Annotated in this window: 24 protein-coding genes and 1 pseudogene; 4 read left to right on the top strand and 21 right to left on the bottom strand. The window is 64.2% G+C overall.

Annotated elements, in window-relative coordinates; all coding sequences use genetic code 11:
* Positions 1-29: 29 nt before the first annotated feature.
* Positions 30-812 (top strand): VOC family protein, encoded by a 783-nt coding sequence (locus QF015_RS11945; RefSeq protein WP_429389236.1) that lies wholly within the window; start codon positions 30-32, stop codon positions 810-812.
* Positions 809-1579 carry a VOC family protein gene (locus QF015_RS11940; RefSeq protein ID WP_310210636.1) on the top strand — a complete coding sequence of 257 codons (771 nt, stop codon included), beginning with the start codon at positions 809-811 and terminating at the stop codon, positions 1577-1579. Before QF015_RS11945 ends, QF015_RS11940 begins: the two co-directional genes overlap by 4 nt.
* Before the next feature lie 69 nt (positions 1580-1648).
* On the opposite strand, the gene purM is transcribed toward QF015_RS11940, so the two are convergent.
* The 7 genes from purM to QF015_RS11905 form a co-directional block, all read right to left on the bottom strand.
* Complete coding sequence (gene purM, locus QF015_RS11935; protein ID WP_310210635.1) at positions 1649-2806, bottom strand: phosphoribosylformylglycinamidine cyclo-ligase; 1158 nt, start codon at positions 2804-2806, stop codon at positions 1649-1651.
* Entirely contained in the window at positions 2803-4434 is a 1632-nt protein-coding gene (purF, locus tag QF015_RS11930; RefSeq protein WP_310210633.1) for an amidophosphoribosyltransferase, read from the bottom strand. The genes purM and purF overlap by 4 nt, the downstream gene beginning before the upstream one ends.
* Positions 4435-4580: 146 nt before the next feature.
* Positions 4581-4913 carry a hypothetical protein gene (locus QF015_RS11925; RefSeq protein WP_310210631.1) on the bottom strand — a complete coding sequence of 111 codons (333 nt, stop codon included), beginning with the start codon at positions 4911-4913 and terminating at the stop codon, positions 4581-4583.
* A gap of 90 nt (positions 4914-5003) precedes the next feature.
* Positions 5004-5345: a hydroxyisourate hydrolase gene (gene uraH / locus QF015_RS11920; protein ID WP_017199951.1), complete on the bottom strand. Its 342-nt coding sequence runs from the start codon at positions 5343-5345 to the stop codon at positions 5004-5006.
* A complete protein-coding gene (uraD, locus tag QF015_RS11915; protein WP_310210629.1) occupies positions 5342-5851 on the bottom strand; it encodes a 2-oxo-4-hydroxy-4-carboxy-5-ureidoimidazoline decarboxylase in 510 nt (169 codons plus the stop codon). The genes uraH and uraD overlap by 4 nt, the downstream gene beginning before the upstream one ends.
* A gap of 164 nt (positions 5852-6015) precedes the next feature.
* Positions 6016-6861: a phosphatase PAP2 family protein gene (locus QF015_RS11910; protein WP_429389233.1), complete on the bottom strand. Its 846-nt coding sequence runs from the start codon at positions 6859-6861 to the stop codon at positions 6016-6018.
* 86 nt (positions 6862-6947) lie between these two features.
* Positions 6948-7421 carry a winged helix-turn-helix transcriptional regulator gene (locus QF015_RS11905; protein WP_310210624.1) on the bottom strand — a complete coding sequence of 158 codons (474 nt, stop codon included), beginning with the start codon at positions 7419-7421 and terminating at the stop codon, positions 6948-6950.
* A 65-nt stretch (positions 7422-7486) separates the two neighbouring features.
* Between QF015_RS11905 and QF015_RS11900 the strand changes: the two genes are divergently transcribed.
* Both QF015_RS11900 and QF015_RS11895 read left to right on the top strand, forming a co-directional pair.
* The gene (locus QF015_RS11900) at positions 7487-8731 is read left to right on the top strand and encodes an MFS transporter (RefSeq protein ID WP_429389232.1); all 1245 of its coding nucleotides are present in this window, start codon (positions 7487-7489) and stop codon (positions 8729-8731) included.
* Positions 8732-8758: 27 nt separating this feature from the next.
* Complete coding sequence (locus QF015_RS11895) at positions 8759-9853, top strand: pyridoxal-phosphate-dependent aminotransferase family protein (RefSeq protein WP_429389230.1); 1095 nt, start codon at positions 8759-8761, stop codon at positions 9851-9853.
* A gap of 187 nt (positions 9854-10040) precedes the next feature.
* Here QF015_RS11895 and QF015_RS11890 read toward each other — a convergent pair whose 3' ends face one another.
* The 14 genes and pseudogenes from QF015_RS11890 to QF015_RS11825 form a co-directional block, all read right to left on the bottom strand.
* Positions 10041-10313 (bottom strand): hypothetical protein, encoded by a 273-nt coding sequence (locus tag QF015_RS11890; protein WP_310210615.1) that lies wholly within the window; start codon positions 10311-10313, stop codon positions 10041-10043.
* 8 nt (positions 10314-10321) lie between these two features.
* Complete coding sequence (locus QF015_RS11885; protein ID WP_429389228.1) at positions 10322-11407, bottom strand: C2 family cysteine protease; 1086 nt, start codon at positions 11405-11407, stop codon at positions 10322-10324.
* A complete protein-coding gene (locus QF015_RS11880; protein WP_429389227.1) occupies positions 11408-11953 on the bottom strand; it encodes a hypothetical protein in 546 nt (181 codons plus the stop codon).
* Between the two features lie 277 nt (positions 11954-12230).
* Positions 12231-12650 carry an ATP-binding protein gene (locus QF015_RS11875; protein WP_310210608.1) on the bottom strand — a complete coding sequence of 140 codons (420 nt, stop codon included), beginning with the start codon at positions 12648-12650 and terminating at the stop codon, positions 12231-12233.
* Entirely contained in the window at positions 12643-12975 is a 333-nt protein-coding gene (locus tag QF015_RS11870) for an STAS domain-containing protein (protein WP_310210605.1), read from the bottom strand. Before QF015_RS11870 ends, QF015_RS11875 begins: the two co-directional genes overlap by 8 nt.
* A complete protein-coding gene (locus tag QF015_RS11865; protein WP_429389224.1) occupies positions 12965-14941 on the bottom strand; it encodes a glycosyltransferase family 2 protein in 1977 nt (658 codons plus the stop codon). Before QF015_RS11865 ends, QF015_RS11870 begins: the two co-directional genes overlap by 11 nt.
* A gap of 18 nt (positions 14942-14959) precedes the next feature.
* Positions 14960-16078, bottom strand: a complete 1119-nt coding sequence (locus tag QF015_RS11860) for a PP2C family protein-serine/threonine phosphatase (protein ID WP_429389222.1) — start codon at positions 16076-16078, stop codon at positions 14960-14962.
* Positions 16079-16193: 115 nt separating this feature from the next.
* Entirely contained in the window at positions 16194-16661 is a 468-nt protein-coding gene (gene bcp, locus QF015_RS11855) for a thioredoxin-dependent thiol peroxidase (protein ID WP_310210596.1), read from the bottom strand.
* Between the two features lie 94 nt (positions 16662-16755).
* The gene (locus QF015_RS11850) at positions 16756-17514 is read right to left on the bottom strand and encodes a winged helix-turn-helix domain-containing protein (RefSeq protein WP_429389219.1); all 759 of its coding nucleotides are present in this window, start codon (positions 17512-17514) and stop codon (positions 16756-16758) included.
* Positions 17515-17524: 10 nt separating this feature from the next.
* Complete coding sequence (gene allB, locus QF015_RS11845) at positions 17525-18874, bottom strand: allantoinase AllB (protein ID WP_310210590.1); 1350 nt, start codon at positions 18872-18874, stop codon at positions 17525-17527.
* Positions 18867-20033 (bottom strand): glycerate kinase, encoded by a 1167-nt coding sequence (locus QF015_RS11840; RefSeq protein ID WP_429389217.1) that lies wholly within the window; start codon positions 20031-20033, stop codon positions 18867-18869. Before QF015_RS11840 ends, allB begins: the two co-directional genes overlap by 8 nt.
* A gap of 25 nt (positions 20034-20058) precedes the next feature.
* Positions 20059-21846 (bottom strand): glyoxylate carboligase, encoded by a 1788-nt coding sequence (gcl, locus tag QF015_RS11835; protein WP_429389216.1) that lies wholly within the window; start codon positions 21844-21846, stop codon positions 20059-20061.
* Between the two features lie 133 nt (positions 21847-21979).
* Positions 21980-22876: pseudogene (locus QF015_RS11830) on the bottom strand (2-hydroxy-3-oxopropionate reductase); the annotation flags it as partial.
* Between the two features lie 65 nt (positions 22877-22941).
* Positions 22942-23745 carry a hydroxypyruvate isomerase family protein gene (locus tag QF015_RS11825; RefSeq protein ID WP_429389214.1) on the bottom strand — a complete coding sequence of 268 codons (804 nt, stop codon included), beginning with the start codon at positions 23743-23745 and terminating at the stop codon, positions 22942-22944.
* Positions 23746-24221: the final 476 nt, after the last annotated feature.

The following is a 24221-nucleotide window of genomic DNA, read 5'->3' as shown; positions in this document are numbered from 1 at the left end:
TGACCTCGTGCGCATCGAAAGGGAAATTCATGCCGGAGGCTAACAGCTACAAGCAGGGGACACCGTGTTGGGTAGACCTTTCCTCCACAGACATTGACGTTTCCAGGGGGTTCTACAGCGACCTCTTCGGATGGGAGCTTGACGCCATGGATGCTGGCAACGGCATGACCTACTACATGGCAAAGCTCAAAGGCCGCTACGTCGCGGGCATGATGCAGCACATGCCTGATGCGCCGGAGGGGATGCCTTCCTACTGGGCGAACTACCTTGCCGTGGACTCAGCCGACGAGGCTGCGCAGCGCGTTGAAGCTGCCGGCGGAACCCTCCTTTCCCCGCCTGACTCGGTTCCGAACGGCTCAGGACGTATGTTCTTCGCCACAGATCCCACCGGAGCCCAGATCGGCTTCTGGGAAGCCGGCAACCATCCGGGATCGGGCCTGGTGAACGAGCCCGGAACCATGATTTGGAATGAACTGCAGACGAATGATGTCCGCAAGGCCGTAGCGTTCTACGAGGCGGTGACAGGGTGCACCAGCGAAACTGCGCCGGCTGGTGACCTGAGGGAGTACACGAGCCTGCTGGTGGAGGGAAAGCGCATTGCCGGTGCGCTCACGCTGCCAATTGAAGGCTTGTCGCCATTCTGGATGACCTATTTCAACGTGGTGGACATCGATGCCACCGTGGAGCAGGCCGTGGAGTTGGGCAGCCACATCATCGCTCCGGCTTTCGACGTCCCCGGAGTGGGCCGCATGGCCGTCCTCATGGACCCTGCGGGCGCGGCCTTCAGCATCATGACGGGCCTGGCGCCATGACCACACGAAAGCACTACGCCAGCGGTGAGCCGTGCTGGGCGGACCTGCAGACCAGGGACGTTTCCGCGGCCAAGGACTTCTATCAGCACGTTTTCGGCTGGACCTACAAGGACCTGCCCACTCCCGATGGCCGAAGCTACGCGCAAGCCTTCGTCAAGGATCAGTTGGTGGCGGTCATCGCCCCGCAGAACTCCCTGCAGGAAGCGGCCGGAACGCACGGCCAATGGAACGTCTATCTTGCCGCCACCGATACCGATGAGATCGCCGGCGACGCCGTCCATGCCGGAGGGAAGCTCCAGTTCGGACCCGAAGCTGTTGCCGACACCGGTGTCCTGGCGTTCATCGAACCTCCCGGCGGCGGAACCACGGGCGTCTGGCAAGCCGGCACGCATCTGGGAAGCCACTTGTTCAACGAACCCGGTGCGCTGGCCTGGGCTGAACTGTTGACACCTGAGCCGCAGGCCGCCGTCGCGTTTTTCCAGCAGCTGTTCGGTTACGACGTCACCGAGTACCCGCAGGACGACGGCGGCAGCTACAGCACGCTGATGGTCAACGGTGACGAGGTGGCCGGCATCGTTCCTGCCGACGAGGGTGACGACGCCGGGTGGCAGATCTACTTCGGCGTATCGGATGTCCGCAAGGCCACAGAGGCTGCGGCTGCGGCCGGCGGAGAGATCATCGTAGAGCCGGAGGAGAAGCCCGGGACGGGGTCGCTGGCCACGATCCAGGACCCGCAGGGTGGAGTCCTTAGCCTGATCCAGGTCTAGGAAGAGCAAAAGAGCGGCCGGGCAGTTGGGATCAACTGTCCGGCCGCTCTTTAACAGGCGGGAGGCCGCTTAGGCGTAGGCGTTCACCAGACGGACAGCGCCGCCGTCGACGCCCTTGGCACCCTGGACGTAATCCGGGCCGGTCTTGTCGATGGAATCCGAATCCGCGGAAACGGTACCCATCACCCAGGACGGAAGGCCGCGGTCGTTGAGGCGGGCTACTGCGGCGTCGGCTGCTTCAGCGGAGACGATGGCAACCATGCCGACGCCGAGGTTCAGCGTGCGCTCCAGGTCGGCCAGCGGCACGTTGCCGAGTTCGGAGACCAGCTTGAAGATGGCCGGCAGTTCCCAGGTGTTGCGGTCAACCGTGGCCACGAGGCCCTGCGGGAGTACGCGGGCCAGGTTGGCGGCCAGGCCACCACCGGTCACGTGGCTGAAGCCGTGGACTGCTGCGCCTGCCGTAACCGGGAAGGTGCGGGCGAGGTCCAGGCAGTCGGCTGCGTAAACGCGGGTCGGTTCCAGGAGTTCCTCGCCCAGCGTGCGGCCGAGTTCGGAGACCTGGCGGTCCAGTGCCCAGCCGGCGTGGTTGATGACGCGGCGGACCAGGGAGTAGCCGTTGGAGTGCAGGCCGGAGGAGGCCATGCCGATGACCACGTCGCCGGCACGGACACGGTCCGGACCGAGGAGGGCGTCGGCCTCGACGATGCCGGTGGCGGCACCTGCGACGTCGTACTCGTGCTCACCCAGCAGGCCCGGGTGCTCAGCGGTTTCGCCACCCACCAGGGCGGTGCCGGCAACGGAGCAGGCAGCAGCGATACCGCGGACGATGTCTGCGATGCGCTCCGGAACAACCTTGCCGCACGCGATGTAGTCGGTCATGTAGAGCGGCTCAGCACCCACCACGACGATGTCGTCCACCACCATGCCCACCAGGTCGAAACCGATGGTGTCGTGGATGTCCATGGCCTGCGCGATGGCAACCTTGGTGCCAACGCCGTCAGTGGACGTCGCGAGCAGCGGCTTCTTGTAGGTCAGCAGCTTCGAGACGTCGTACAGGCCAGCGAAACCGCCGACGCCGCCAATCACCGAAGAGTTGTGGGTCGCCTTGATGGCACCCTTCATCAGTTCGACTGCGCGGTCGCCCGCTTCGACGTCGACACCTGCGGAAGCGTAGGTGATGCCGGCTGTATTCGCGGTGTTTCCAGCGGCTGGGGTTGCGGAGGTCATACAGACTCTTTCTTGTCGGCGTCGGTCAAACGATCAGCGTCGGTCAGCAGGTTCTCGAATTCGGCGTCAGGCCCCGGATCGCATCCCGTGGCACCCGGCTTCTCGGCCGGATCCTCGGAATCGTCCACTGAATCGGACTCAGCGGCCGGTTCCAGTCCGCCGAGGTCCGTGCGCTCCAGAAGGTTCTTGCCCAGCTTGTCCGCGTGCGGCAGCTCAATTGGGTATTTGCCGGTGAAGCAGGCCGTGCAGAGGCGTTCGCGCGGCTGCTGGGTGGCCCCGATCATGCCGTCTTCGGAGATGTAGGCCAGCGAGTCAGCGCCGATGGCCTGGGAAATCTCCTCGATGGTGGCGCCGTTGGCGATCAGTTCCGCGCGGGACGCGAAGTCGATGCCGTAGAAGCAGGGCCACTGGACCGGAGGGGAAGAGATCTTGACGTGCACCGCTGCAGCGCCGGCTTCCCGGAGCATCCGAACGATGGCGCGCTGCGTGTTGCCGCGAACGATCGAGTCGTCCACCACCACGATGCGCTTGCCGCGGATCACGGATTCCAAGGCGTTGAGCTTCAGGCGGATACCCAGCTGGCGCAGGGTCTGCGAGGGCTGGATGAACGTACGGCCGACGTAGGCGTTCTTGACGAAGCCATGGGCGAACGGAATGCCGGACTGCTCTGCGTAGCCAACAGCTGCGGGGGTACCGGACTCGGGAACGGGAATCACGAGATCGGCCTCATGCGTGTTTTCGCGGGCCAACTGGCGGCCCATCTCAACACGTGCCTCGTACACGGAGCGGCCGGCAATGGCAGCGTCCGGGCGGGCGAGGTAGACGTATTCGAAGACACAGCCGGCCGGGGTCGCCTCGGCGAAACGCTGGGAGCGGACGCCGTCCTCGTCGATGGCAATGAACTCGCCGGGCTCGATCTCGCGGATGAAGCTCGCGCCCACGGTTGCCAGGCCGGCCTGCTCGGAAGCGACAACCCAGCCGCGTTCCAGGCGGCCCAGACACAGCGGACGGATGCCGTAGGTATCGCGGGCTGCGTAGAGGGTTCCTTCATCCATGAAGACGAAGCAGAAGCCACCCTTGATCTTGGGCAGCAGCTCCAGCGCGGTCTGCTCCAGGGTCTTGCCCTCTTCACCCTCGAGGAGGGCGGTCACCAGGGCGGTGTCCGAGGTGTTGCCCTGCTTCATTTCACCGGTCAGCTGGCCCTCGTTGCGCTCAAGGATCATTTCCCGGAGCTCAGCGGTGTTGGTCAGGTTGCCGTTGTGAGCCAAGGCAACCGTGCCGGTTGCTGTTGCACCCAGGGTTGGCTGCGCGTTGGCCCAGTGGCTTGCACCGGTGGTGGAGTACCGGCAGTGGCCAACGGCCAGATGCCCGGTCAGGGTGTTCAGGGTTGTCTCATCGAAGACCTGGGACACAAGGCCCATGTCCTTATAGACATTGATGCGCTTGCCGTCACTGGTAGCAATACCAGCCGATTCTTGTCCGCGGTGCTGCAGCGCATACAGCCCGTAATAGGTGAGTTTTGCTACTTCTTCACCGGGAGCCCAAACCCCGAAGACGCCACAAGCGTCCTGGGGGCCTTTTTCGCCGGGGAGAAGATCATGAGAAAGTTTTCCGTCGCCACGTGCCACTGGTCGATTGTCTCATGATGTCGGCGTGGTACGTTCCCCTGCAGCTTATGTGACCCCGCGAACTGGTGCAGAACAGGCGTGTTATTGCGAAAATGCGGTGTGTCTCACATTCGGCTCCCCTCCAGGAGGCGGGCCGGGCGCCTGACTTAGCGGACGCCGTCGTTCTCTGGTCCTTCATCCGGAACCGTGTCCGGAACGGCCTCCACTACCGCACGCTGGGACCGCTTGACGCTGATGCGGTCCAGGATGAGGGCGATGATGGAGAAGACGATGACGCCGCCGCCGGCGCAGACAATCAAGAAGAATCCGAACACTGTGCTGGCGTCGAAAGCGGGGTCGGCCTGGCGGCCGTAGGCGATGATGGCGGCCACGATTGCACCAACCACTGCTCCCAAAATCATGAAGGGAACGAACTTGGGTGCCCGGCGGACCGTGATCTCGCGACGGGCGGAGTTGGGGGTGGTGTCCTCTGAAGCCATGCGTTAAAGCCTACCGTTCCCCGCCCGAGTGACAGCTAATGCCAATGTTCCTGGCGAACATTGGCATCAACTGGCAGCTCGGCGGGTGTGTTAGCTGCCGCGGTACGTCGAGAACGCGAACGGGCTCAGCAGGAGCGGCACGTGGTAGTGCTCGCCGGCGTCGGAAACTGTGAAGTTCAGGTCCACTTCCGGGAAGAACGTCTCCGTGCCGAGACCCTCGTAGTAGGCGCCGGTGGCGAAGTTCAGGCGGTAGGCGCCGCCCGGAATCCGCTCCGGACCGAGGGTCTTGATGCGGCCGTCGGCGTCGGTTTCGCCCTTCGCCACCAGGGTCCAGTCGTCACCTTCACGGACGTAAAGTACGACGGCGACACCCGCCGCCGGGCGGCCGGAACCGGTGTCCAGGATGTGCGTGGTTACTTGTGAAACGCTCATGCGTTGACTCCTTCGCTGATCAATCCGGAGAGGCGCAGCAGTGCGATCTCCCGCAATTGGCCAGCCACGATTGTGTCTTCTTCTTCGGGGGTGTGGGTGAGGCGTTCCTGGAGGGCGCCGAGCATTTCCTGTGCGCTGCGGCCTGCGGCGCGGATCAGGAAGACCCGGCCAAATTTCTCCTCGTAGGCGCGGTTGCCCTCAGCCAGGGCGGCCGTGACGGCGCTGTCTCCAGGGTCCACGCCGGCTTGCTCCGATCGGGACATTGCAGCCTCGGTGGTCTGGGCCTTGGGGCGTTCACCGATGCGGGGGTGGTGCGCCATGGCGGACTCCACCTCGGCCGGCGTGAAGGGTTCGGCGGCGTGCTGGGCTTGGCCCAACAGCTCGTCGACGTCGGTGAAGGGCCGCGCGTCTGCGATGGCCTCTACCCAGCGGCTGATATCCAGGCAAGGGGTCAGGATCCTGATGGCCTCGTCCCGGTCAACACTGTTGAATTCTGCAAGCTCCATGCTTGTGACATCCTCGTGCAAATGCTGGCATCCATGGTGTGGGCTATGCGGAACCCCTGCTGGTCAGCAGGAGGAAGCATCCTACTTCTGCTTCCGCATCATGGAACTGTTATTTCAGCATACGTAATTCAGTTAAGCCGAGGGGTTGGCTCGGTGTCAAGAGACTACCGCTCCCCGGGCGCTGTGGTGGCGGACGCGTGGTGGCGGGCGCGGACCGTCAGGTAGAGCCGGTGGGCGGTGATCACCACTGCCAGCCACGCGATCCCGATCGCCCAGGCGGCCAGCACGTCCGTCAGCCAGTGGTGGCCGAGGTAGACGCGGCTGAGGCCCATGGTGATGGCGAATACCGCTGCGAGGGTCACCGTGATGACCCTGGCCCGCACGGTTTTGAGCCGCAGAATGATCAGGTAGGCCACGATGCCGGCGATCACGATGGAGTTCAGGGAGTGGCCGCTGGGGAAAGATGCGGAGTGCTCGTAGGGAGGAATGGCGTCCGCGAGGTCCGGGCGGGTCCTGCCGAAGATCGGCTTGCCGAGGATGGTGATGACCAGCGACCCAAGCCCCGCGGCGAGCATCAGGATGACCGGTGTCCATGATCGCCGCTTTGTGGCAAGGAAAATCATGATGCCCACGGCGATGATGGGCATGCCCACGGTGCCGCCGATATTGGTGTAGGCGGTCACGGCCGCATCCACGGCGGGAGACCTGACGGACTTGGCCGCATCCAGCACTGGGTGGTCAAGGCCCGCAACACCGTCGGCCTCGGTGACGGACTCATATACTTCGCCAAAGACCCAGGCCAAGGACAGTGCCACGGCCAGTCCCACCACCAGTGTGATGATCAGCGCGGCGTAGGGACCCAGGAGCTTGGTGACCCCTTCCGCTCCGCGCGCCAAGGTCCGGCCCACCGGCGTCTTCCATCGGGTCAGGTCCTGCCCCGCGACGAATCGGTCCTGGCTTACTTCGCCTGGAACGCCCTGCTCCGGCGCCTCTTTTCCTTCAGTCGTCACTCGTGTTCCCCTATCCGTGGCGGCCTCAGCGTTGGTGAGTAACCTTAGCATTTCGGACTTGGGGGTTCCTGGGGGGGGCGGCGCTGTTATTTCGCGTTTTCGGTCAGGGGTTGGCCCACTTTGACCAGGCGCGTCTGTTCCTGATGGAGTTCAGTCCCGTCCTCCCTGAGGGGCCGGACGTGGGGGACTGGTTCACCCGTTGCGGGGTCGATCACCACGGAGTGCTGCTCCCCGGCGTCGAAGGCGTTGCGTTCACCCCATTGCCGGAGGCTGAGCATGAGCGTGAAGAGGTCGCGCCCGGCGTCCGTCAGTTCATACTCGCTCCGGGTGCCGCGCTCATTGGGAATCCTGGTGAGGATGCCCCTCTCGACCAGGAGGCGCAGGCGGTCCGAGAGGATGTTTTTCGCCACGCCCAGTGATTTCTCGAACTCTGAAAAGCGCCGTTTTCCGTCCAGTGAGTCCCGGATGATGAGCAGCGTCCACTTGTCGCCGACCAGATCGGCCGCCCTGGCCACCGGGCATTCGGGGTCGGTCCACTCGATGTGACTTGGTTGCAACATGAAACCATCCTCCCATAGAGTCAAATGGTTGCACTTTGAAACCAAATAATCTGGAGGCCTTCGCCGTGAGCACTCATTACCTGACGACATCCAGCCAAGGACTCAGCCGTCGGCTTCTCCTGCTACTCGCTGTGGCGGCCGGGTTCATGGTCTCCAACATCTATTACGGGCAGCCGCTCCTTGAACGGATCGGAGCCGATTTCGGGATTCCCACAGCGGGGGTCGGATGGATGGTGGCCGCGTCGCAAGCCGGGTACCTTCTGGGCTTGGTCCTCCTGGTGCCCTTGGGGGATGTGGTGGACCGCCGGGCGCTCATCAGCCTCCAGATTGCGGCCACTGCTGTGGGAGGATCCGTCATCACACTGGCGGGGTCGCAGGTGGCTGTGCTGGCCGGGTTCCTGCTCCTCGGTCTGGCGTCGTCAGTGGTGCAGACCATCGTGGCGTATACCGCCGCCTCCAGTACCCCCGAACAAAGGGGCGGAAGCATCGGCACCGTCACAGCCGGCGTCGTGAGTGGCATCATCCTTGCCCGGACCCTGGCGGGAGGCATGACGGACCTGTGGGGCTGGCGGTCGGTCTATGTTCTCGCGGCGGCCGCAGGCGTGGTCCTTGCCCTCGCTGTTTTTCGAGTCCTGCCGAGGGAAGATGCCGGCCGGGCCGGGGTGGGCTACTGGCGGGCTGCCTCGTCCGTATTCGTCCTCACGCGGCGAGATCCCGTTTTCCGCGTCCGGGCGCTCATCACCATGCTGCTGTTCGCGTCTTTTGGGGTGCTGTGGAGCGGGATGTCCCTGCTGCTCGGCGGTCCTGCGTGGAACCTTCCGCCGAGTCTCATTGGGCTCTTCGGGCTGGCGGGCCTCGTGGGGGTTGTAGCTGCCTCAAGGGCGGGCGCCGCGGCGGATCGTGGGTGGGGTCAGCGGGTCACGGGCTGGAGCCTCGCTGCGCTCCTGGCCTCATGGGTGGCGTTGTCGCTGGGGGAGTGGTCGCTGATCCTGTTCATTGCCGGCATCATCGTGCTCGACGCCGCTGTTCAGGCGGTCCATGTCAGCAGCCAGACGATGATCGTGGCCGGAGCCGGGGAATCCGCCAGCAGCATCATCGGCAGCTACATGGTGTTCTATTCAGTGGGCAGTGCGGCGGGTGCGGCAGCTGTAGCTCCGGTGTATGACTCGTGGGGTTGGACGGGCGCGAGTGTCCTCGGGGCGGGGTTTGCCGTGGCGGCGCTGGCGGTGTGGGGGCTGGGCCGGCTCCGGTCCTCCAGAACGGCCGGGCGGGGCGTGGCTCGCTCCGCACAGCACGCTGGGGCAGAATGACCTCAAGCAGCTGAAGGAGTTTCGCACATGCCAGACATTCTGACGTCCAGGTTCCTGTTCGGTCCCGGCCCGAGCAATTGCTACCCCGAAGCCATGGCCGCTCTGGCCTATCCCGTGCTCGGCCACCTCGATCCAGTGTTCATCGAGCGGCTCGACCACACCTGCGAGGGCCTCCGCACCGTCTGGGGCACGTCCAATGCGCGGACGCTTCCCCTGAGTGCCACCGGTTCCGGCGGCATGGAAGCCGCTTTCGTGAACACCGTGTCCGACGGCGACGTGGCAGTTATCGCCGTCAACGGACTCTTCGGGGCGCGGATGTGTGAGGTCGCCCGGCGATGCGGGGCCACGGTGGTGCGGGTGGATCACGAGTGGGGACAGCCCGTCGACGCCGACCGTGTGCTCTCGGCGCATCCTCATCCGAAAGTCATCGCCGCCGTCCACGCTGAGACATCCGTAGGTGTGCTCTCCGACATCGCGGCGCTGGGCGCCGGCAAGGGCGACGCCCTGTTGATCACTGACGCCGTCACCTCCATCGGCGGGCTGGAACTGTTGGCGGACGACTGGGGTATCGACGTCGGATACGCCGGGACCCAGAAGTGCCTGGGCGTCCCGCCGGGCCTGTCACCCTTCACCGTCTCCGACCGCGCCTTCGAGCGCCGCATCAAGGATCCGCGTTCCTGGTACCTCGACATCGGGTTGCTCGGCGGGTACGTCGGGGCGGCCAGTGGCGCGCGGACCTATCACCACACCGCGCCCGTCACCATGATTGCCGGGCTCGAAGCCGCCTTGGACCGTATCCTCGCCGAAGGGCTCGACGTCGTGCAGGCCCGGCACCGTGCCGCAGGCGCCGCCTTGCAGGCCGGGCTGCAGGACATGGGGCTTGAGCTGTTCGCTGCCGAGGGCGCCCGGTTGCCGAGCCTCACCACGGTCAAAGTGCCCGACGGCGTCAGCTCGGCTGCCGTACGTGCTTACCTTCTGGAGAACTTCAGCATGGAAATCGGCTCGGGCGTGGGTGAGTTCGCGGATACGGTGTGGCGCATCGGCATGATGGGCCCGAACGCCAACAGTGCGTCGGTGATCCTGGTGCTGGGGGCGCTGAAGGAAGCCATCGCCAAAGCCTGATCCCCTCTCACCTTTGGTGTGTTTTCTGTCGACGCTCTCTCACCTTTGGTGTGTTTTCTGCTGACGCTCTCTCACCTTTGGTGTGTTTTCTGTCGACGCTCTCTCACCTTTGGTGTGCTTTCTTCCGATGCTCTCTCACCTTTGGTGTGTTTTCTGTCGACGCTCTCTCAGCTTTGGGCGCCGACCGTCAATCGGTGGCGTGACCGGCGTCGTACGTTAACGTCGCGGAGCCGGCAGTGGTACCGTCCGACGGCTGAATGGACGTGACCGTCAACAAGCCCGCACCCGGGAGCGTGACCGACTGGCCTTCGCGGAAGGCTTGTTTCCGTTGCTGCTCAGCGGTCCGGATCCAGAACTGGATAGCGGGAGCGCCGTCGGCCATACCGATCTTGACCACGCCCACTTTGACGCCATCGAAGGTGGGCTGCATGCCTTGCTTGACTGTTACGAGCTGTTCCACGGCCATCCCTACTTCACGTCCACGGAGTACACGGAATCGAAGTTTTCTTTGTACTCATCCTCGGTCAGTTCCAGCGTGCCGGACTTGTGATCGTCGTCGTCTTCCAGGTACCCGCCCGATGGACCCCAAGGGTTGGCCAGCACGATAACCTTCTCGCCGTCGTCGTTGGTTTTCACGTCTACCACCATGTATGCGTGGTTCGGCACGACGTCAGTGCGATTGACTTCATCGGACTCCCACACCCAGTCGAAATCGTCGTCCTTGACGTCTTCGGTACCCACAGAGATGGCTTTGCCGTCGGAGAGCTTGTCCTCGATCTCGTCCAGGTCCAGCTCGCCGTCCTTGTCGGCGGACTGTCCGGTCATCAGTTCCATGGCTTCGTTGCTGAACCCGCCGTCGATGTCGTCGTAGGATCCGCCGCGGTGCTCAGCGGCCGCGCGCTCGTAGATGGAGAGCCAGTTAGGTTCACCGTCCGCGCCTCGGACACCGCCCTCAGTTGACTTGGCCTCCACAGTAACTTCCACGGGTTCGCCGTCCTCGTAGAGCGTGACCACCCAGTGGGTTGGCGGATCGCCCACGGGGCGCATGTGTTCTTCAAGGAATTCGTCGAGCTTTCCTTCACGCTCCAGAACCTGCGCCACCGAGCCGATCCCGGCCAGCAGCCAGCAATCGCCGATCTGTCCTTGGTTGATGTCACTGGGGTCGCCCGCATTCGGGTCGTCGCGCACATCGCCGGGGACATCGACGTCGGGAGTGTCCGGATTCAGCGGGCCGGGGTCGCCGGGAGGGTTCGAGTCGCCCCGCCCGGAATGATCAGAACCGGGAGCGCCCGAACTGGACTTGTCCTGCTCATCTGCGTTGCGGATCAGTTCTTTGGCCTGGGTCTGCAGTTCGCTGGAGATCTTCTTGAGCATGGGTCGGTGTTCGGAGTCCCACGAAGCCCGGAACATCACAGCGTCCCGGCCATCCCACCGCGCATTGCTGATGAGGTGACCCAGCTCCGTGGACAGGGAGGTCATCCGTTCCGAGTGCCGCGACATCGTCTTTGCCAGTGCACGCAATTGTTCAATGTCAGCTCCGTAAAATCCCGGCATTTACCTGTCCCCCTCAGGAATTTCGTTGATATCGCAATTCTCGGACTTAACCGGAACGGTGACGTCCAGATAAGCCGGGAACTTAGATCGGATGGTCACCGTGGCACCCGCAGCGTCAGTGCTGCGTGTGACCACCCAGCCGCCCGCCACGGGGTCGATGCCATCGAATAAAGGGAAGCCGTGCTCTCTCAGGACAGGATCCGATACGGCGAAAACGTCCTCAAAGTGCCTGGATGGCTCCACGATGTCAGCGCTGCTTTTCATGCTCCGCGGCGAAAGCATGCATCTACCGTCTTGGGCGCGGCTCATACGCGCCGGATCATCGACAGCCCAGGAGATGTCCGGCATCTTCGTTTCCAAGGCGGCAACAAGGTCGGCGGTCAGGGCGTTGTACTTCGCGACGCTTTCTGCCACGGGAGCCGGTTCGGCAGTGACCGGCGGCGCGCTGCTGGGCTCCCGCGTGGGCCCGTCGGGGGTGTCACTGCAGCCTGCAGCAACAGTCACCACCGCCAGGGCAGCGACCAGCGCCCTAAGGTTACGGTCCATGCGGCGGTTCATTTCGTCCCCAGTTTCATTAAGTGCTCGACGGCGGATCTCACCGAATGCTTTCATGTTGCGTTGCTCCGCGCGATGGGCAGAACAACCCGTGCAGGTGAGAGAGGGTCCCGCTTGAGGGGGTGGGAGGTGAGAGGGCGTTCGGTTTGAGGGGGTGGGCGGTGAGAGGGCGTTCGGTTTGAGGGGGTGGGAGGTGAGAGGGCGTTCGGTTTGAGGGGGCGGGAGGTGAGAGGGCGTTCCGCTCAAAGGCGTCAGGGGTGAGAGAGGATCAGGTGTCGCGGGTGAGGATCCAGGTGTTGGTTCCGTCCTGGCGCTCGAACGTCACCGTGGTCACCAGCGCCTCGATCAAAGCGAGTCCGCGCCCGGATTCGGCTTCGGAGTCGGGCATCGAGGCTTGCATGTCGCTCGCGAACGGCTCCCGGGCGTTGTGGGCACTGACCCGGGCCACCAGCCGGGTGGGGCGGACGCTGATGTCCACGTCGATCTCCACTGGCTTCTCTGCCACGGGGAGCGCGTGCTGCACGATGTTGGCGGCAGCCTCGATGAGTGCGGTGGCAAAGGTCATCCGATCCATATCGGGCACAAAGGAGGCATCGTCCCAGAGGGCGTCCAGCTCATTGTGGATCGCCTCGATCGCGTCCTCATTGGATGGCCCATGGAAGCCGCGGCGGGCGATGACTTCAGTCATCGCCGAACGCTTCCTCGGCTGAGGGGTACGCCGTGAGCACCCGGTCCATGTTGGTGAGTTCCAGGACCATCTTGACCTGGGGCTGGACGCCGGAGATGCGGAGGTCGCCGCCTGCCTGCCGGGCTGCTTTGAGGCACCCGATGAGCGCACCGAGTCCGGAGGAGTCCATGAAGTCGGTTTCGGCGAGGTTGACCACTACCCGGCTGGACCCTCCGGCTACTACTTCGTTCACTACTTCGCGGAGTTTGGGCGCGGCCACCATGTTCAGGCGTCCAACGCTCTTCACTTCCGCGTAGGCGTCCTTGACCTCATAGCTAAACTGCATCTGCATTCCTTTCTTCGGGGCGCTCCAGCCCACCATCTTCAGGCACAAAACCTTTGTACAAAACTGCCTTGACCAACACGCTCAGGACCACCAGGTCGAACGCTACCCACGCAACATTCACCAGCGTTCCCAGTGGCTCCGAAAGGCCGGTCAAAAGGCGGGCGATCCCCACAACCAGTGCGATGGCCAACAACACGGCCACTATGATCTGCGGCCGGATGAGGCTCCAACTCGGCCCACCGTTCTGCCGGGCCTTGGGGGTGACCGCAAACCCGAGGGGACGTCCGAACCAAACGTTCCTGGCCGCCGTCGTGCAGGCCTTGATCCAGGTGGGGAACAGCGCCAGGCTGTACTGCTGCCCGCGCCACGTGGGGATGCCGTGCCCGGCGACCACAAAGAGCAATTGGTTCACCACCATGAACGGGATGAACCGGATGAAGAAGTCGAAGCTCAGGCTGCTCACCGGCAGGATGCCGAGCGTCAGGTAAATGATGGGCGCAGCGAAGTACACCACGGCCGCGAAACCGCTCAGGTAGCTCCACATGGTGGAGAAGTACATGAGCCGCTGGCCCCAGGAGAGCCGGGGCTGTACCAGGGGATTTTCGCGGAGGAGGACCTGCATGGTGCCTTGGGCCCAACGGAGGCGCTGGGTGAGCATGGTCTTGAGGTCCTCGGGTGCCAATCCGTTGGCCAGGATTTCGTGGTGGTAGACGCTCTTCCAGCCCAGCGAGTGGATCCGCATTGCCGTGGCCATGTCCTCGGTGACCGAGATGGTGGCCAGCGGCATGATCGGCTGCGCTTCGTCGGTGCGTTCCACGGAAATGGCGTCCAGGACGGCGTGGACCGACTCGAGCGCACCCAAAGGGGACCAGTCGCGGCCGGACATACGGTCGACGGCGTCACTCGCCACAGTTGTCACGCCGGACTCGCCGACGTGGGCCAGTTCCATCGCGGCAATCTCTTCAAGGTCGGACTGGAGCGCGGAGAAGTCGGCGGCCACGAGGGTGCGCACGGCTTCGTCCACTTTGCGGCGTACGCGGTACGTGATCTCGCTGAGGGATACCCGCGCTTCGAGTTCCTGCTGGGCTGCGTTGGTGGCGGCCTCCACTTCGTTGAGCATCTGCTCCACCAGCGGGTTCCGGGCCTCTTCGGAGCGGCGGGCTTTTTTGATGGCCGATCGGGACGCAGCGAGGGCCCGGCGCACGCTCTTCTCCGTGGCTTTGACGTAGCCCACGAGTCCCAGCTGCATGAGGGCTTCCCGGCGTAGGATCGCGTTGGAGCCGCAGAAGAACGCAGCGTTCCAGCCGTCCTTGCCCTGCTGGATGGGCCCATAGAAGAGTGGTGCCTGGCTGCCCAGGGGATCATCGGCGGGGACGTTGATGAAGTACTGCGGGGTTTGGACCAACGCCACGCGGTCGTCGTTGAAGTAGCCCAGCGTCTTGTCCAGGATGTCCGGCTCGGGGATCTGGTCGGCGTCGAGAATCAACAGGTATTCGCCCGAGGTGACCATGAGCGCGTTGTTCAAGTTGCCTGCTTTGGCATGCCGCGGCATGTCCGGTGTCCAGTCGGCGCCCCGCGTCACGTACCCGATCCCGTTCGACTCGGCGAGGTGGCGCATCTCGGGGCGATCGCCGTCGTCGAGTATCCATGTGCTGTGCGGCCAGCGGATGTCCTTGGCGGCGAGGGCCGTGGTCATCACCAGGTCCAGCGGCTCGTTGTAGGTGGTGATGAAAACGTCCACGGTCGCGTCGGCCGGGGCCGGGGGCGGTGGCTTGCGGATCTTGAGGTTCCACACCGTCAGCCCGAAGAGCATCACGTCGATGAGGCTGTACGTCTCAGCGATCACCAACGGAACGGCGATCCACCACGCGTCCCAGTTCAGCGACGCCATCCAACGCCACGCCACATAGTTGACGCCCAGAATGACTGTCAGGACAACCAGGAGCCGGGTCCAGAAACGTGTCACAATCCCCCTTTTTGTACTTTAGTTCCGGTTGCCGGGTTGACGGCGAACGACGACGGCGGTCACGTCGTCTTCCGCTGTTGCGGCAGGTGCCAGTTCGAGGAGCGCGGCGCAGATGTCCTCTGAGGTGCCCTGGATCCGCGCCGTCTTCTCCACGTTCCGGATGAAGTCTTCAAGGGATGCGTGGGCATCCAGCACTCCGTCGCTGACGATCACCAGTGAGTCTCCGGGCTCCAGGTGGAGCTCAGCGGCAGGCCAGTGCTGTCCGTCGAGGATGCCCACCGGCGGGCCGGCGGAAACGAGCCGCTGCGCCGCGCCCTCAGCCGGGATGTGCAGCGCAAGGCCGTGGCCGGCGTCGATGTAGCTGAGCTTTCCGGAGGCAGCGTCCAGCCGCGCGTGGAACATGGTGGCGAAGGAGCCGGACTGGTCCAGGTCCGAGGTGATGGTGGCGCTGGCCGAGCCGAAGGCGGTGTCGATGGCCGGGGTGTCTGCCACCGAACGCATCACGGCCCGGACGGTGGCCGCGATCAGTGCCGCGCCCATGCCCTTGCCCATGGCGTCCGCGAAGGTCAGGTGCATGCCGTCCCGGGTTTGGTACCAGTCGTAGAAGTCCCCGCCGACGCTGCGCGACGGGCGGAAGGCGCCGGCGACGTCGTATCCCTCAAGGCGGACTGTTTCTCGCGGCAGGAGGCTCTGCTGCACCACGGCAGCGCGCTCGAGTTCGTCCGTCTGGCGGGTGTCCTCGGCTGGCGCGGCGGGGGTGCGGGCCCTGCGGAACAGGGCGCGGATGCGGGCCTGGAGTTCCTTGGGGCTGAAGGGCTTGTTGATGTAGTCGTCAGCGCCGATGTCCAGGCCGTTGAGCCGGTCGATCTCATCGGCCCGTGCCGTGAGCATGAGGATATAGGCGTCGGAGAATTCCCGGAGACGGCGGCACACTTCCATGCCATCGATGTCCGGGAGGTTGATGTCCAGCGTCACCAGTTCCGCATTGGTGCTGCGGACGGCCTCGACGCCGGACAGGCCGTCCGGGGCTTCGGTCACCACGAAATCGAGCTGCTCGAGGACAAGGACGAGGAGGCCGCGGATGTCAGCGTCATCTTCGACAACGACGGCGTGGCGCACGGGTGAGGAAGAGACCATGGCTCCATTAACTAATGATGCTGGGTATTTGTCACGTTTAGTCACGACACATGAAACGCCCGCTCACAAAAGTGGGCGGGCGTTACATGATTTGTGCAGTTAGGTGAGAGAGGGTTTAGACGCCCAGTTCTTCTTTCAGCGCCTGGACATGGCCCTGTGCGCTGACCTGGTACTGGGTGAGCTTCACGGTGCCTTCGCCGTCGAGCACAACCGTGGAGCGGACCAGGCCTTCGACGATTTCGCCGTCAACCAGCTTTTCGCCCCAGGCACCGTAGGCGAGGGCCACGGCGTGGTCTTCGTCGGAGAGGAGTGGGAAGGTCAGGGCGAACTCGCCCGTGAACTTGGCGAGGGCTTCGGGGCCGTCCGGGGAGATCCCGATAACGTCGTAGCCCTTGCCCTGCAGGCTGGCGAGGTTGTCGCGGAAATCGCAGGCCTCGGTGGTGCAGCCGGGAGTGGCTGCCTTCGGGTAGAAGTACACAATGACGTTGCGTCCGCGGTAGTCGGACAGCGAGACCTTGGTGCCGTCGGCGTCGAGAAGCGCGAAGTCAGGTGCTTGCGTTCCGACGAGGAGTTTCTGGGTCATGGCGATCCTTTACATTCAACCGGTATGCACCGGCGGTCATTTCAAACAACAGCGATCATTCAAAGAACGAAGTCAATGAAGTAGAACAGCGAAATCAGATGCTGTATTCCGCAGGTCCGCGCACTGTGGCATAAGGGCCTGGCACGAACTGGTAGCCGCCACCACGGACGGTGGCGACGGTGTGTCGGGCGGAGCCTAGCTTCCGCCGCACCCTTCCAACATAAACGTCGATCGAGCGAAATGCCGCGCCCGGAAGGTCAAATGACTCCAGGAAGCGTTGCAATTCTTCACGACTGATGGCCCGCGAGCAGTTCACCACGAGGTAGCGCAGCAGCTTGTATTCCATGCCAGTAAAGGAAACGGGCTCCCCATCCAGCAGGACTACTTCAGCGGCGAGGTCCACCGCAAGTTGGCTGCGGCGGCTCGCCAACGTTACGGGCTCGACGGCGGTGCTGTCGCCCGCTGCGGTGCGGTCGCCGCCGTCGGAAGCAGCTTCCGAACGCGCGTCCGCGAGGGCATCGGCGAGCGAGAGTGAGCCGTTGGTACCGGCGTCGGCGGCTTCCTGCGGAGTGCCGCCCCAGGAAGTGTCGCCGACGCCGGAGTGCTCTGCCCCGGGGGCGGGCCAGATGCGGACTTCCGCATCCGGGGCAAGTTTCATGGCGCGGGCCAGCACAAGGCGTGCTGCCCGCTCCCAGACTGCAGGATCGATCTCGTCGCCCTCGGCCGGGTTGACCCAGAGGGCCAGGCCGTGTGCGGTCAGGCCGTTGCGATCATTCAAGCCAGCCCGCCGGCCCGCGGCCCCGCGCGAGGCGAAGCCGCGGGACGGCGGTGGCCCGTAGGCATTGACTGCCATGGCGGTAGGCCTAAACGTTGCCGCGGCGGAGCAGCTTGCCGCCGGGGTTCTGGCCGTCGATCGGGGTGCCGCGCAGGTACGTCTTGCGGACGACGCCGGCCAGCGGACGGCCGTCGTACGGCGTGATCGGGTTCTTGTGCTTGAGCTTGGTGACGTCCACAACGAAGGCTTCGTCCGGGGCGAAGATGGAGAAGTCGGCGTCGTAGCCCAAGGCGAGCTGGCCCTTGTTGTGCAGGCGGGCCAGGGCGGCGGGCTTCTCGGCCATCCAGGACACGACCTGCTCCAGCGGGATGCCGCGGTGGCGGGCTTCGGTCCAGATCAGGGACAGGCCCAGCTGCAGCGAGGAAACGCCACCCCAGGCAACAGCGAAGTCGCCGTTTTCCAGGTCCTTGAGGTCCAGCGTGGAGGGGGAGTGGTCCGAGACGATGCAGTCGATGGTGCCGTCCTGCAGGCCCTTCCAGAGGAGCTCGCGGTTGGAGGCCTCGCGGATCGGCGGGCAGCACTTGTAGGCCGTGGCGCCGTCCGGGATTTCTTCGGCCATAAGCGTCAGGTAGTGCGGGCACGTCTCAACGGTGAGGTTGACGCCGTCGCGCTTTGCCGAAGCGATCATCGGCAGCGCGTCCGAGGAGGAGAGGTGCAGGATGTGGGCGCGGGCGCCGGTCCAGCGGGCACGTTCGATGACCTCGGCGATGGCCTTGTTCTCGGCACCGCGGGGGCGGGAGGCCAGGAAGGTCTCGTAGTGGTCGCCGCCCGGGTGCGGGGCGCGGTCGATCGCGTGGGAGTCCTCGGCGTGGACGATCATGAGGGAGTCGAAGGACTTGAGTTCCTTCATGTCCTCTTCCATCTCGTCTGCATCGAGGTGCGGGAACTCGTCCACGCCGGAGTGCAGGAGGAAGCACTTGAACCCGAAGACGCCTTCGTCGTGCAGCGGGCGGAGGTCGCTCTTGTTGCCAGGGATGGCACCGCCCCAGAATCCGACGTCCACGAACGCCTGGTCCTTGGCGACCACACGCTTCTGCTCCAAGCCGTCCACGCTGGTGGTGGGCGGGATGCTGTTCAGCGGCATGTCGATGATGGTGGTGACGCCACCGGCAGCTGCGGCACGGGTGGCGGAGGCAAAGCCTTCCCACTCGGTGCGGCCGGGCTCGTTGACGTGGACGTGGGTGTCCACCAGACCGGGGATGAGGGTTTCGTCGTCTGCGAGTTCGATGACCTCGTCGCCCGTCAGGCCGTTGCCCAGGGGTTCGATGGCGACGATGACGCCGTCGCGGATGCCAACTTCGCGTGCTGCGAGGCCTGCGGTGGTCAGGATGCGCTGGCCCCGGATAACGAGGTCATAGGCGCCGATTGCTTCAGACATTGAGGTACTCCTTGTTTTCGGTCCGTTCTGCCAGGTACACGCCTATGTGCCTACCTAATTGTTCAAGCAACGGACCTGCTTCAGCGATACATTTTTGGACATCTTTTTCCAGATCGGTCAGTGCGTGGACCGTATGGAAGCCGGCATCCGTGAGTTGTTCCCGGCTCAGGGTACTCCGGCCGCACACTGCGATCACGGGAACCCCGTTCCTTTGCGCGGCGCGCGAGACACCCATGGGCGTCTTGCCGAGCAGGCTTTGCTCGTCCAGGCTGCCTTCTCCGGTGATCACCAGATCGGCGCCCTTCAGCCGTTCTTCCAGTTCCGTGAATTCAAGCACGACGTCGATGCCCGGCCGCCGCTCTGCCTTCAGTGCCGCGATGGCAATGTAGCCAACGCCGCCTGCGGCTCCAGCGCCCGGTGCCTTCGCTGCGCTTCTGGCCTGCTGGCCGGTTGCTGCTGCGAGAACGTCGACGAAGTGGTTCAGTGCCGCGTCCAGTTCGGTGACGTCGTCCGGCGTCGCGCCCTTCTGCGGACCGAAGATGGCTGGGGCTCCGCTGGCCCCCAAAAGGGGATTGTCGACGTCGGACGCCAACACGAACTCCGTGGCCTCAACGCGGACGTCGAAGTTGGAGAAGTCGATGGTGTCGATGTCCGCGAGGGCGGCACCGCCGCCGGGGAGCTCATTGCCGTCCTTGTCCAGGAACACGGCGCCGAGACCCTGCAGGACTCCAGCGCCGGCGTCGGTGTTGGCGCTGCCGCCCACACCCAGGATGATCTTGCGGCAGCCGAGGTCCAGCGCGGCGCGGATGAGTTCGCCCGTGCCGATGCTGGTGGCCGCTTTTGCCGTTTCAGACGTGGGGCCGCCCGGCAGGAGGGCGAGACCGGAAGCTGCCGCCATTTCGATGACAGCTTCCTGGTCCCGCACTGCAAAGTCGGCCTTCACCGGATCGCCGAGCGGGCCGGTGACGGTGGTGGTCCGGCGGGTGAAGCCGGAGCCGATGGCGGCGTCGATGGTTCCTTCGCCGCCGTCGGCCACCGGAATGCGTGTTGCCTCAATGCCGTGGCCGAACCCCGCCTGCAGGCCTGTTGCCAGGTGCTCGGCGACGTCGGGCGCGGACAGCGAGCCCTTGAATTTGTCCGGGGCGATGACAACACGCATTCCGGTGCCTCCTTCCTTTACTTACTTACGCTTTGGTCAGGATCGCGGTGGGTGCGTCCGCCGCGGTTTCTGCCAACTCTTCGAATTCGTTCACGCCGCTGATTTCAACGCCCATGGAGATGTTGGTGATCTTTTCCAGGATCACTTCAACAACCACGGGAACCTTGAACTCGCCCATCAGTGCCTTGGCCTTGTCGAAGGCGGCAGGCAGATCGTTGGGGTCCTCAACGCGGATGGCCTTGACGCCCAAGCCCTCAGCAACCTTGATGTGGTCAACACCGTAGCCCGCTGCGTTCGCAGAGAGATCAGTGGAGTTGATGTTCTCGAAGGCCAGGGAAACGTTCTGTTCCATGTTGAAGCCGCGCTGGCTCTGACGGATCAGGCCCAGGTAGCTGTTGTTCACCACAACGTGGATGTACGGCAGGTTGAACTGTGCGCCAACGGCCAGTTCCTCGATCATGAACTGGAAATCGTAGTCACCGGACAGGGCAACAACAGTGGCGTCCGGAGTTCCACGAACCACGCCCAGTGCGGCGGGACCGGTCCAACCCAGCGGGCCGGCCTGGCCAGCGTTGATCCACTTGCGGGCACCGAACACGTGCAGCATCTGTGCGCCGGCGATCTGTGAGAGACCAATGGTGGACACGTAGGTGGTGTCGCGGCCGAAGGCCTTGTTCATCTCCTGGTACACGCGCTGCGGCTTGATGGGCACGTTGTCGAAGTTGGTCTTGCGGTGCAGGGAGCCCTTGCGCTCCTGGCACTCGGCAACCCAACCCGAGTAGTCCGGCAGGGTCTTGGCGGCCTGGCGTTCGCGGGCCAGCTCCAACAGACCGTCCAGCGCCGCACCGGCGTCGGACGCAATGCCCAAGTCCGGCGAGAAAACGCGACCGATCTGGGTCGGCTCAATGTCGATGTGAACGAACTTACGGCCGGCCGTGTAGGTGTCCAGGCCGCCGGTGTGGCGGTTGGCCCAACGGTTGCCGATGCCGATCACGAAGTCGCTCTGCAGGAACGTCTCGTTGCCGTAGCGGTGCGAGGTCTGCAGGCCAACCATACCGGCCATCAGCTGGTGGTCGTCCGGGATGGCGCCCCAACCCATCAGCGTGGGGATAACGGGAACGTTCAGGATCTCGGCCAGTTCAACCAACTGGGCCGAAGCGCCGGCGTTGATGACGCCGCCACCGGCAACGATCAGCGGGTGCTGGGCTGCGGTCAGCAGATCCAAAGCCTTTTCCAGCTGCTTGCGGGAAGCCTTGGGCTTCTCCACCGGCAGGGGTTCGTAGGCGTCGATGTCGAACTCGATCTCGGCCATCTGAACGTCGATGGGCAGGTCCAGCAGAACCGGGCCCGGGCGACCCGAACGCATCAGCTGGAAAGCCTTCTGGAACGCGCCGGGAACCTGGCCCGGCTCCAGGATGGTCATGGCGAACTTGGTCAACGGCTTGGCGATGGACTCGATGTCCACGGCCTGGAAGTCTTCCTTGTGCAGCTTGGCAACGGGTGCCTGGCCGGTGATGCAGAGCATGGGGATGGAATCTGCCCATGCTGCGTACAGGCCGGTGATCATGTCCGTGCCAGCGGGGCCCGAAGTTCCGATGCAGATGCCGATGTTGCCATCAGCAGCGCGGCTGTAACCGTCAGCCATGTGGCTGGCGCCTTCAACGTGGCGGGCCAGCGTGTGGCGGATGCCGCCGTGGGCACGCATTGCCGAGTAGAAGGGGTTGATCGCTGCGCCTGGCAGGCCGAAAGCCTCGGTGGCGCCTTCCTTTTCCAGGATGGCGACTGCCGCATCAACGGTGCGCATCTTAGCCATGGTGTACTCCTTGTTTTTTGCCCTTTCGGGCGAAGTCTGTGGTGTTTTTGGGTGTGGTGAGGGAGCCGCCGTCGTTTAAGTACGACGGCGGGTTCCCTGCTTGTGTTGCTTTGCCGGCTTTTGCCGGGGGTGCTTACTTCCGGCCGCTGAGCTGGAGGACCTGCTTGAAGAGGCCCGAGTGGTCGAGGCCGCCGTCGCCCTGGTTGACGGTTGCGGCGACGAGCTGGGCGACGACTGCGCCGAGCGGGACAGCGACGTTGGCTTCGCGGGCTGCGGAGGTGACGATGCCGAGGTCCTTGTGGTGGAGGGCCAGACGGAAGCCGGGGTCGAAGTTGCGGTCGAGCATCTTCTGACCCTTCTGGTCGAGGACCTTGGAGCCGGCCAAGCCGCCGCCGAGGACCTTCAGTGCTGCGTCGGTGTCTACGCCGTAGGCCTCAAGGAAGGCGATGGCTTCGCCGAGGACCTGGATGTTGACGGCCACGATCAGCTGGTTGGCTGCCTTGACGGTCTGGCCGGAGCCGGACGGGCCGACGTGGACGATGGTTTTGCCCACTGCGTTGAGGACTTCCTGTGCTGCCTCGAAGTCTGCAGCTTCGCCGCCGACCATGATGGACAGGACGGCGTCGATGGCGCCCTGTTCGCCACCGGATACGGGAGCGTCGAGCGGGCGGATGCCGGCTGCGACTGCGTCATCCGACAGGCGCTTGGCGACGTCCGGGCGGATGCTGGATGCGTCGATCCAGATGGCGCCCTTCTTCGCGTTGGCGAAGACGCCGTCCTTGCCGCTGACTACACCCTCAACATCGGGGGAGTCCGGGACCATGGTGATGACGACGTCGGCGTCCTTGACTGCGTCCGCGATGCTGGTGGCACCCTGGCCGCCCTCGGAGACGAGCTTGTCGATCTTGTCCTGGCTGCGGTTGAAACCGGTGACCGTGTGGCCGGCCTTGACGAGGTTGATGGCCATGGGGAGGCCCATGATTCCGAGTCCGATGACTGCAACGTTGCTCATTGTGGTTCTCTTTCTGAAAGTCTTTTTAGCTCAGGTGTGCTGGATGGCGAGTCAGCCTCTTTGGCGGGTGCCGCCGTCGTGCGTTAGTTGGCGTTGGCGCGCTGGCGGATGGCCCAGCTGAAAGCCGATTCCTGCGGTTCCTTGTACTCGAGGCCGATGTAGCCGTTGTAGCCGAGTTCGCGGCTGCGGGCGATCCATTCGCCGAGGGGGAGCGTGCCGGTTCCGGGAGCGCCGCGGCCGGGGTTGTCGGCGATCTGGATGTGGCCGAAGTCCTTGGCGTGGTTCTCGATGACGGATTCGACGTCGTCGCCGTTGACTGCCAGGTGGTAGAAGTCGGCGAGGAGCTTGATGTTCTGCGCACCGGATTCTGCCTTGACGCGGGCGATGACCTTGAGTGCGTCTTCGGCGGTGAGGAGCGGGTACTTGGGTGCGCCGCTGACCGGTTCGAGGAGGACGGTGCCGCCGATGCGGGCGACGCCTTCAGCTGCCGCGGCGAGGTTCTTTGCCGCGAGTTCGTCCTGCTCTTCAGGGGTGAACTCGTCCTGGCGGTTTCCGTAGAGGGCGTTGAAGGCCTTGCAGCCCAGGCGCTCACCGATGCCTGCTACGACGTCGATGTTGTCCTTGAACTCGGAGCAACGTCCCTTCCAGGACACAAGGCCGCGGTCGCCGCCGGGCATGTTGCCAGCGTTGAAGTTCAGGCCCGTGAGCTGAACTCCGGCGTCCTTGATGGCGGTTTCAAACTCGGCAACTTGTGCGTCGCTGGGGACGGAGGTCTCGAAGGGCCACCAGAACTCGACGGCGTCAAAACCGGCTGCCTTCGCGGCCGCGGGGCGCTCGAGCAAGGGCAGCTCCGTCAGGAGGATGGAGCAGTTCACTGTGTACGTCATCGTAGGTCCTTCCGAGGAGGGGCTTTGATCTATCTTCCGGGAAGCTTGGCTGCCGCCTTGGTAGTTGGCTTTAGTTTCCGCTTTGTGGAATTTAGATTCTGCTTTATGAAAAGTCTAGGGAAGGTGGGGGTGTGAGTCAAGGGGGTGGGTTGGCTCATGGAAATGGTCCGGGTGGGGTTGGTTACGGACATCCTTGAGGGATGGGTTTGACGATCAGCTAGCGCAGGGCGGTCACGCTGATCAAGACCCGTGCTACCCCAGGGCGGCCGTGTTGAGAAGGTCCGGATCCTTTATGAGCTCGTCCTGACAGGGTGGCACCGGGATTCTGCCCGGCGGGCATTGTGACGAGCCTGGAGTTGCGGCCTCTGCGGGCCCGGCCGGTGCCGGTGCCGGCGTATGGTCCACCCGGCCCTGAAACGGACCTTCACATGAGGCAACGAATCATGCTTCCCGGACCTTTTGACGTGAGGCAACAG

The sequence above is a fragment of the Paenarthrobacter sp. TE4293 genome (assembly GCF_050435325.1).
Classification (GTDB): Bacteria; Actinomycetota; Actinomycetes; order Actinomycetales; family Micrococcaceae; genus Arthrobacter; species Arthrobacter nitroguajacolicus_C.
This window is presented reverse-complemented; position numbering and strand designations above follow the sequence as displayed.

Bases quoted from the DNA above. Each gene is read 5' to 3' on its own strand.
- QF015_RS11945 (WP_429389236.1), top strand. From the start codon at position 30: ATGCCGGAGGCTAACAGCTACAAGCAGGGGACACCGTGTTGGGTAGAC.
- QF015_RS11940 (WP_310210636.1), top strand. From the start codon at position 809: ATGACCACACGAAAGCACTACGCCAGCGGTGAGCCGTGCTGGGCGGAC.
- purM (WP_310210635.1), bottom strand. From the start codon at position 2,806: ATGACCTCCGCAACCCCAGCCGCTGGAAACACCGCGAATACAGCCGGC.
- QF015_RS11925 (WP_310210631.1), bottom strand. From the start codon at position 4,913: ATGGCTTCAGAGGACACCACCCCCAACTCCGCCCGTCGCGAGATCACG.
- uraH (WP_017199951.1), bottom strand. From the start codon at position 5,345: ATGAGCGTTTCACAAGTAACCACGCACATCCTGGACACCGGTTCCGGC.
- uraD (WP_310210629.1), bottom strand. From the start codon at position 5,851: ATGGAGCTTGCAGAATTCAACAGTGTTGACCGGGACGAGGCCATCAGG.
- QF015_RS11905 (WP_310210624.1), bottom strand. From the start codon at position 7,421: ATGTTGCAACCAAGTCACATCGAGTGGACCGACCCCGAATGCCCGGTG.
- QF015_RS11895 (WP_429389230.1), top strand. From the start codon at position 8,759: ATGCCAGACATTCTGACGTCCAGGTTCCTGTTCGGTCCCGGCCCGAGC.
- QF015_RS11885 (WP_429389228.1), bottom strand. From the start codon at position 11,407: ATGCCGGGATTTTACGGAGCTGACATTGAACAATTGCGTGCACTGGCA.
- QF015_RS11880 (WP_429389227.1), bottom strand. From the start codon at position 11,953: ATGGACCGTAACCTTAGGGCGCTGGTCGCTGCCCTGGCGGTGGTGACT.
- QF015_RS11875 (WP_310210608.1), bottom strand. From the start codon at position 12,650: ATGACTGAAGTCATCGCCCGCCGCGGCTTCCATGGGCCATCCAATGAG.
- QF015_RS11870 (WP_310210605.1), bottom strand. From the start codon at position 12,975: ATGCAGTTTAGCTATGAGGTCAAGGACGCCTACGCGGAAGTGAAGAGC.
- QF015_RS11860 (WP_429389222.1), bottom strand. From the start codon at position 16,078: ATGGTCTCTTCCTCACCCGTGCGCCACGCCGTCGTTGTCGAAGATGAC.
- bcp (WP_310210596.1), bottom strand. From the start codon at position 16,661: ATGACCCAGAAACTCCTCGTCGGAACGCAAGCACCTGACTTCGCGCTT.
- QF015_RS11850 (WP_429389219.1), bottom strand. From the start codon at position 17,514: ATGGCAGTCAATGCCTACGGGCCACCGCCGTCCCGCGGCTTCGCCTCG.
- allB (WP_310210590.1), bottom strand. From the start codon at position 18,874: ATGTCTGAAGCAATCGGCGCCTATGACCTCGTTATCCGGGGCCAGCGC.
- QF015_RS11840 (WP_429389217.1), bottom strand. From the start codon at position 20,033: ATGCGTGTTGTCATCGCCCCGGACAAATTCAAGGGCTCGCTGTCCGCG.
- gcl (WP_429389216.1), bottom strand. From the start codon at position 21,846: ATGGCTAAGATGCGCACCGTTGATGCGGCAGTCGCCATCCTGGAAAAG.
- QF015_RS11825 (WP_429389214.1), bottom strand. From the start codon at position 23,745: ATGACGTACACAGTGAACTGCTCCATCCTCCTGACGGAGCTGCCCTTG.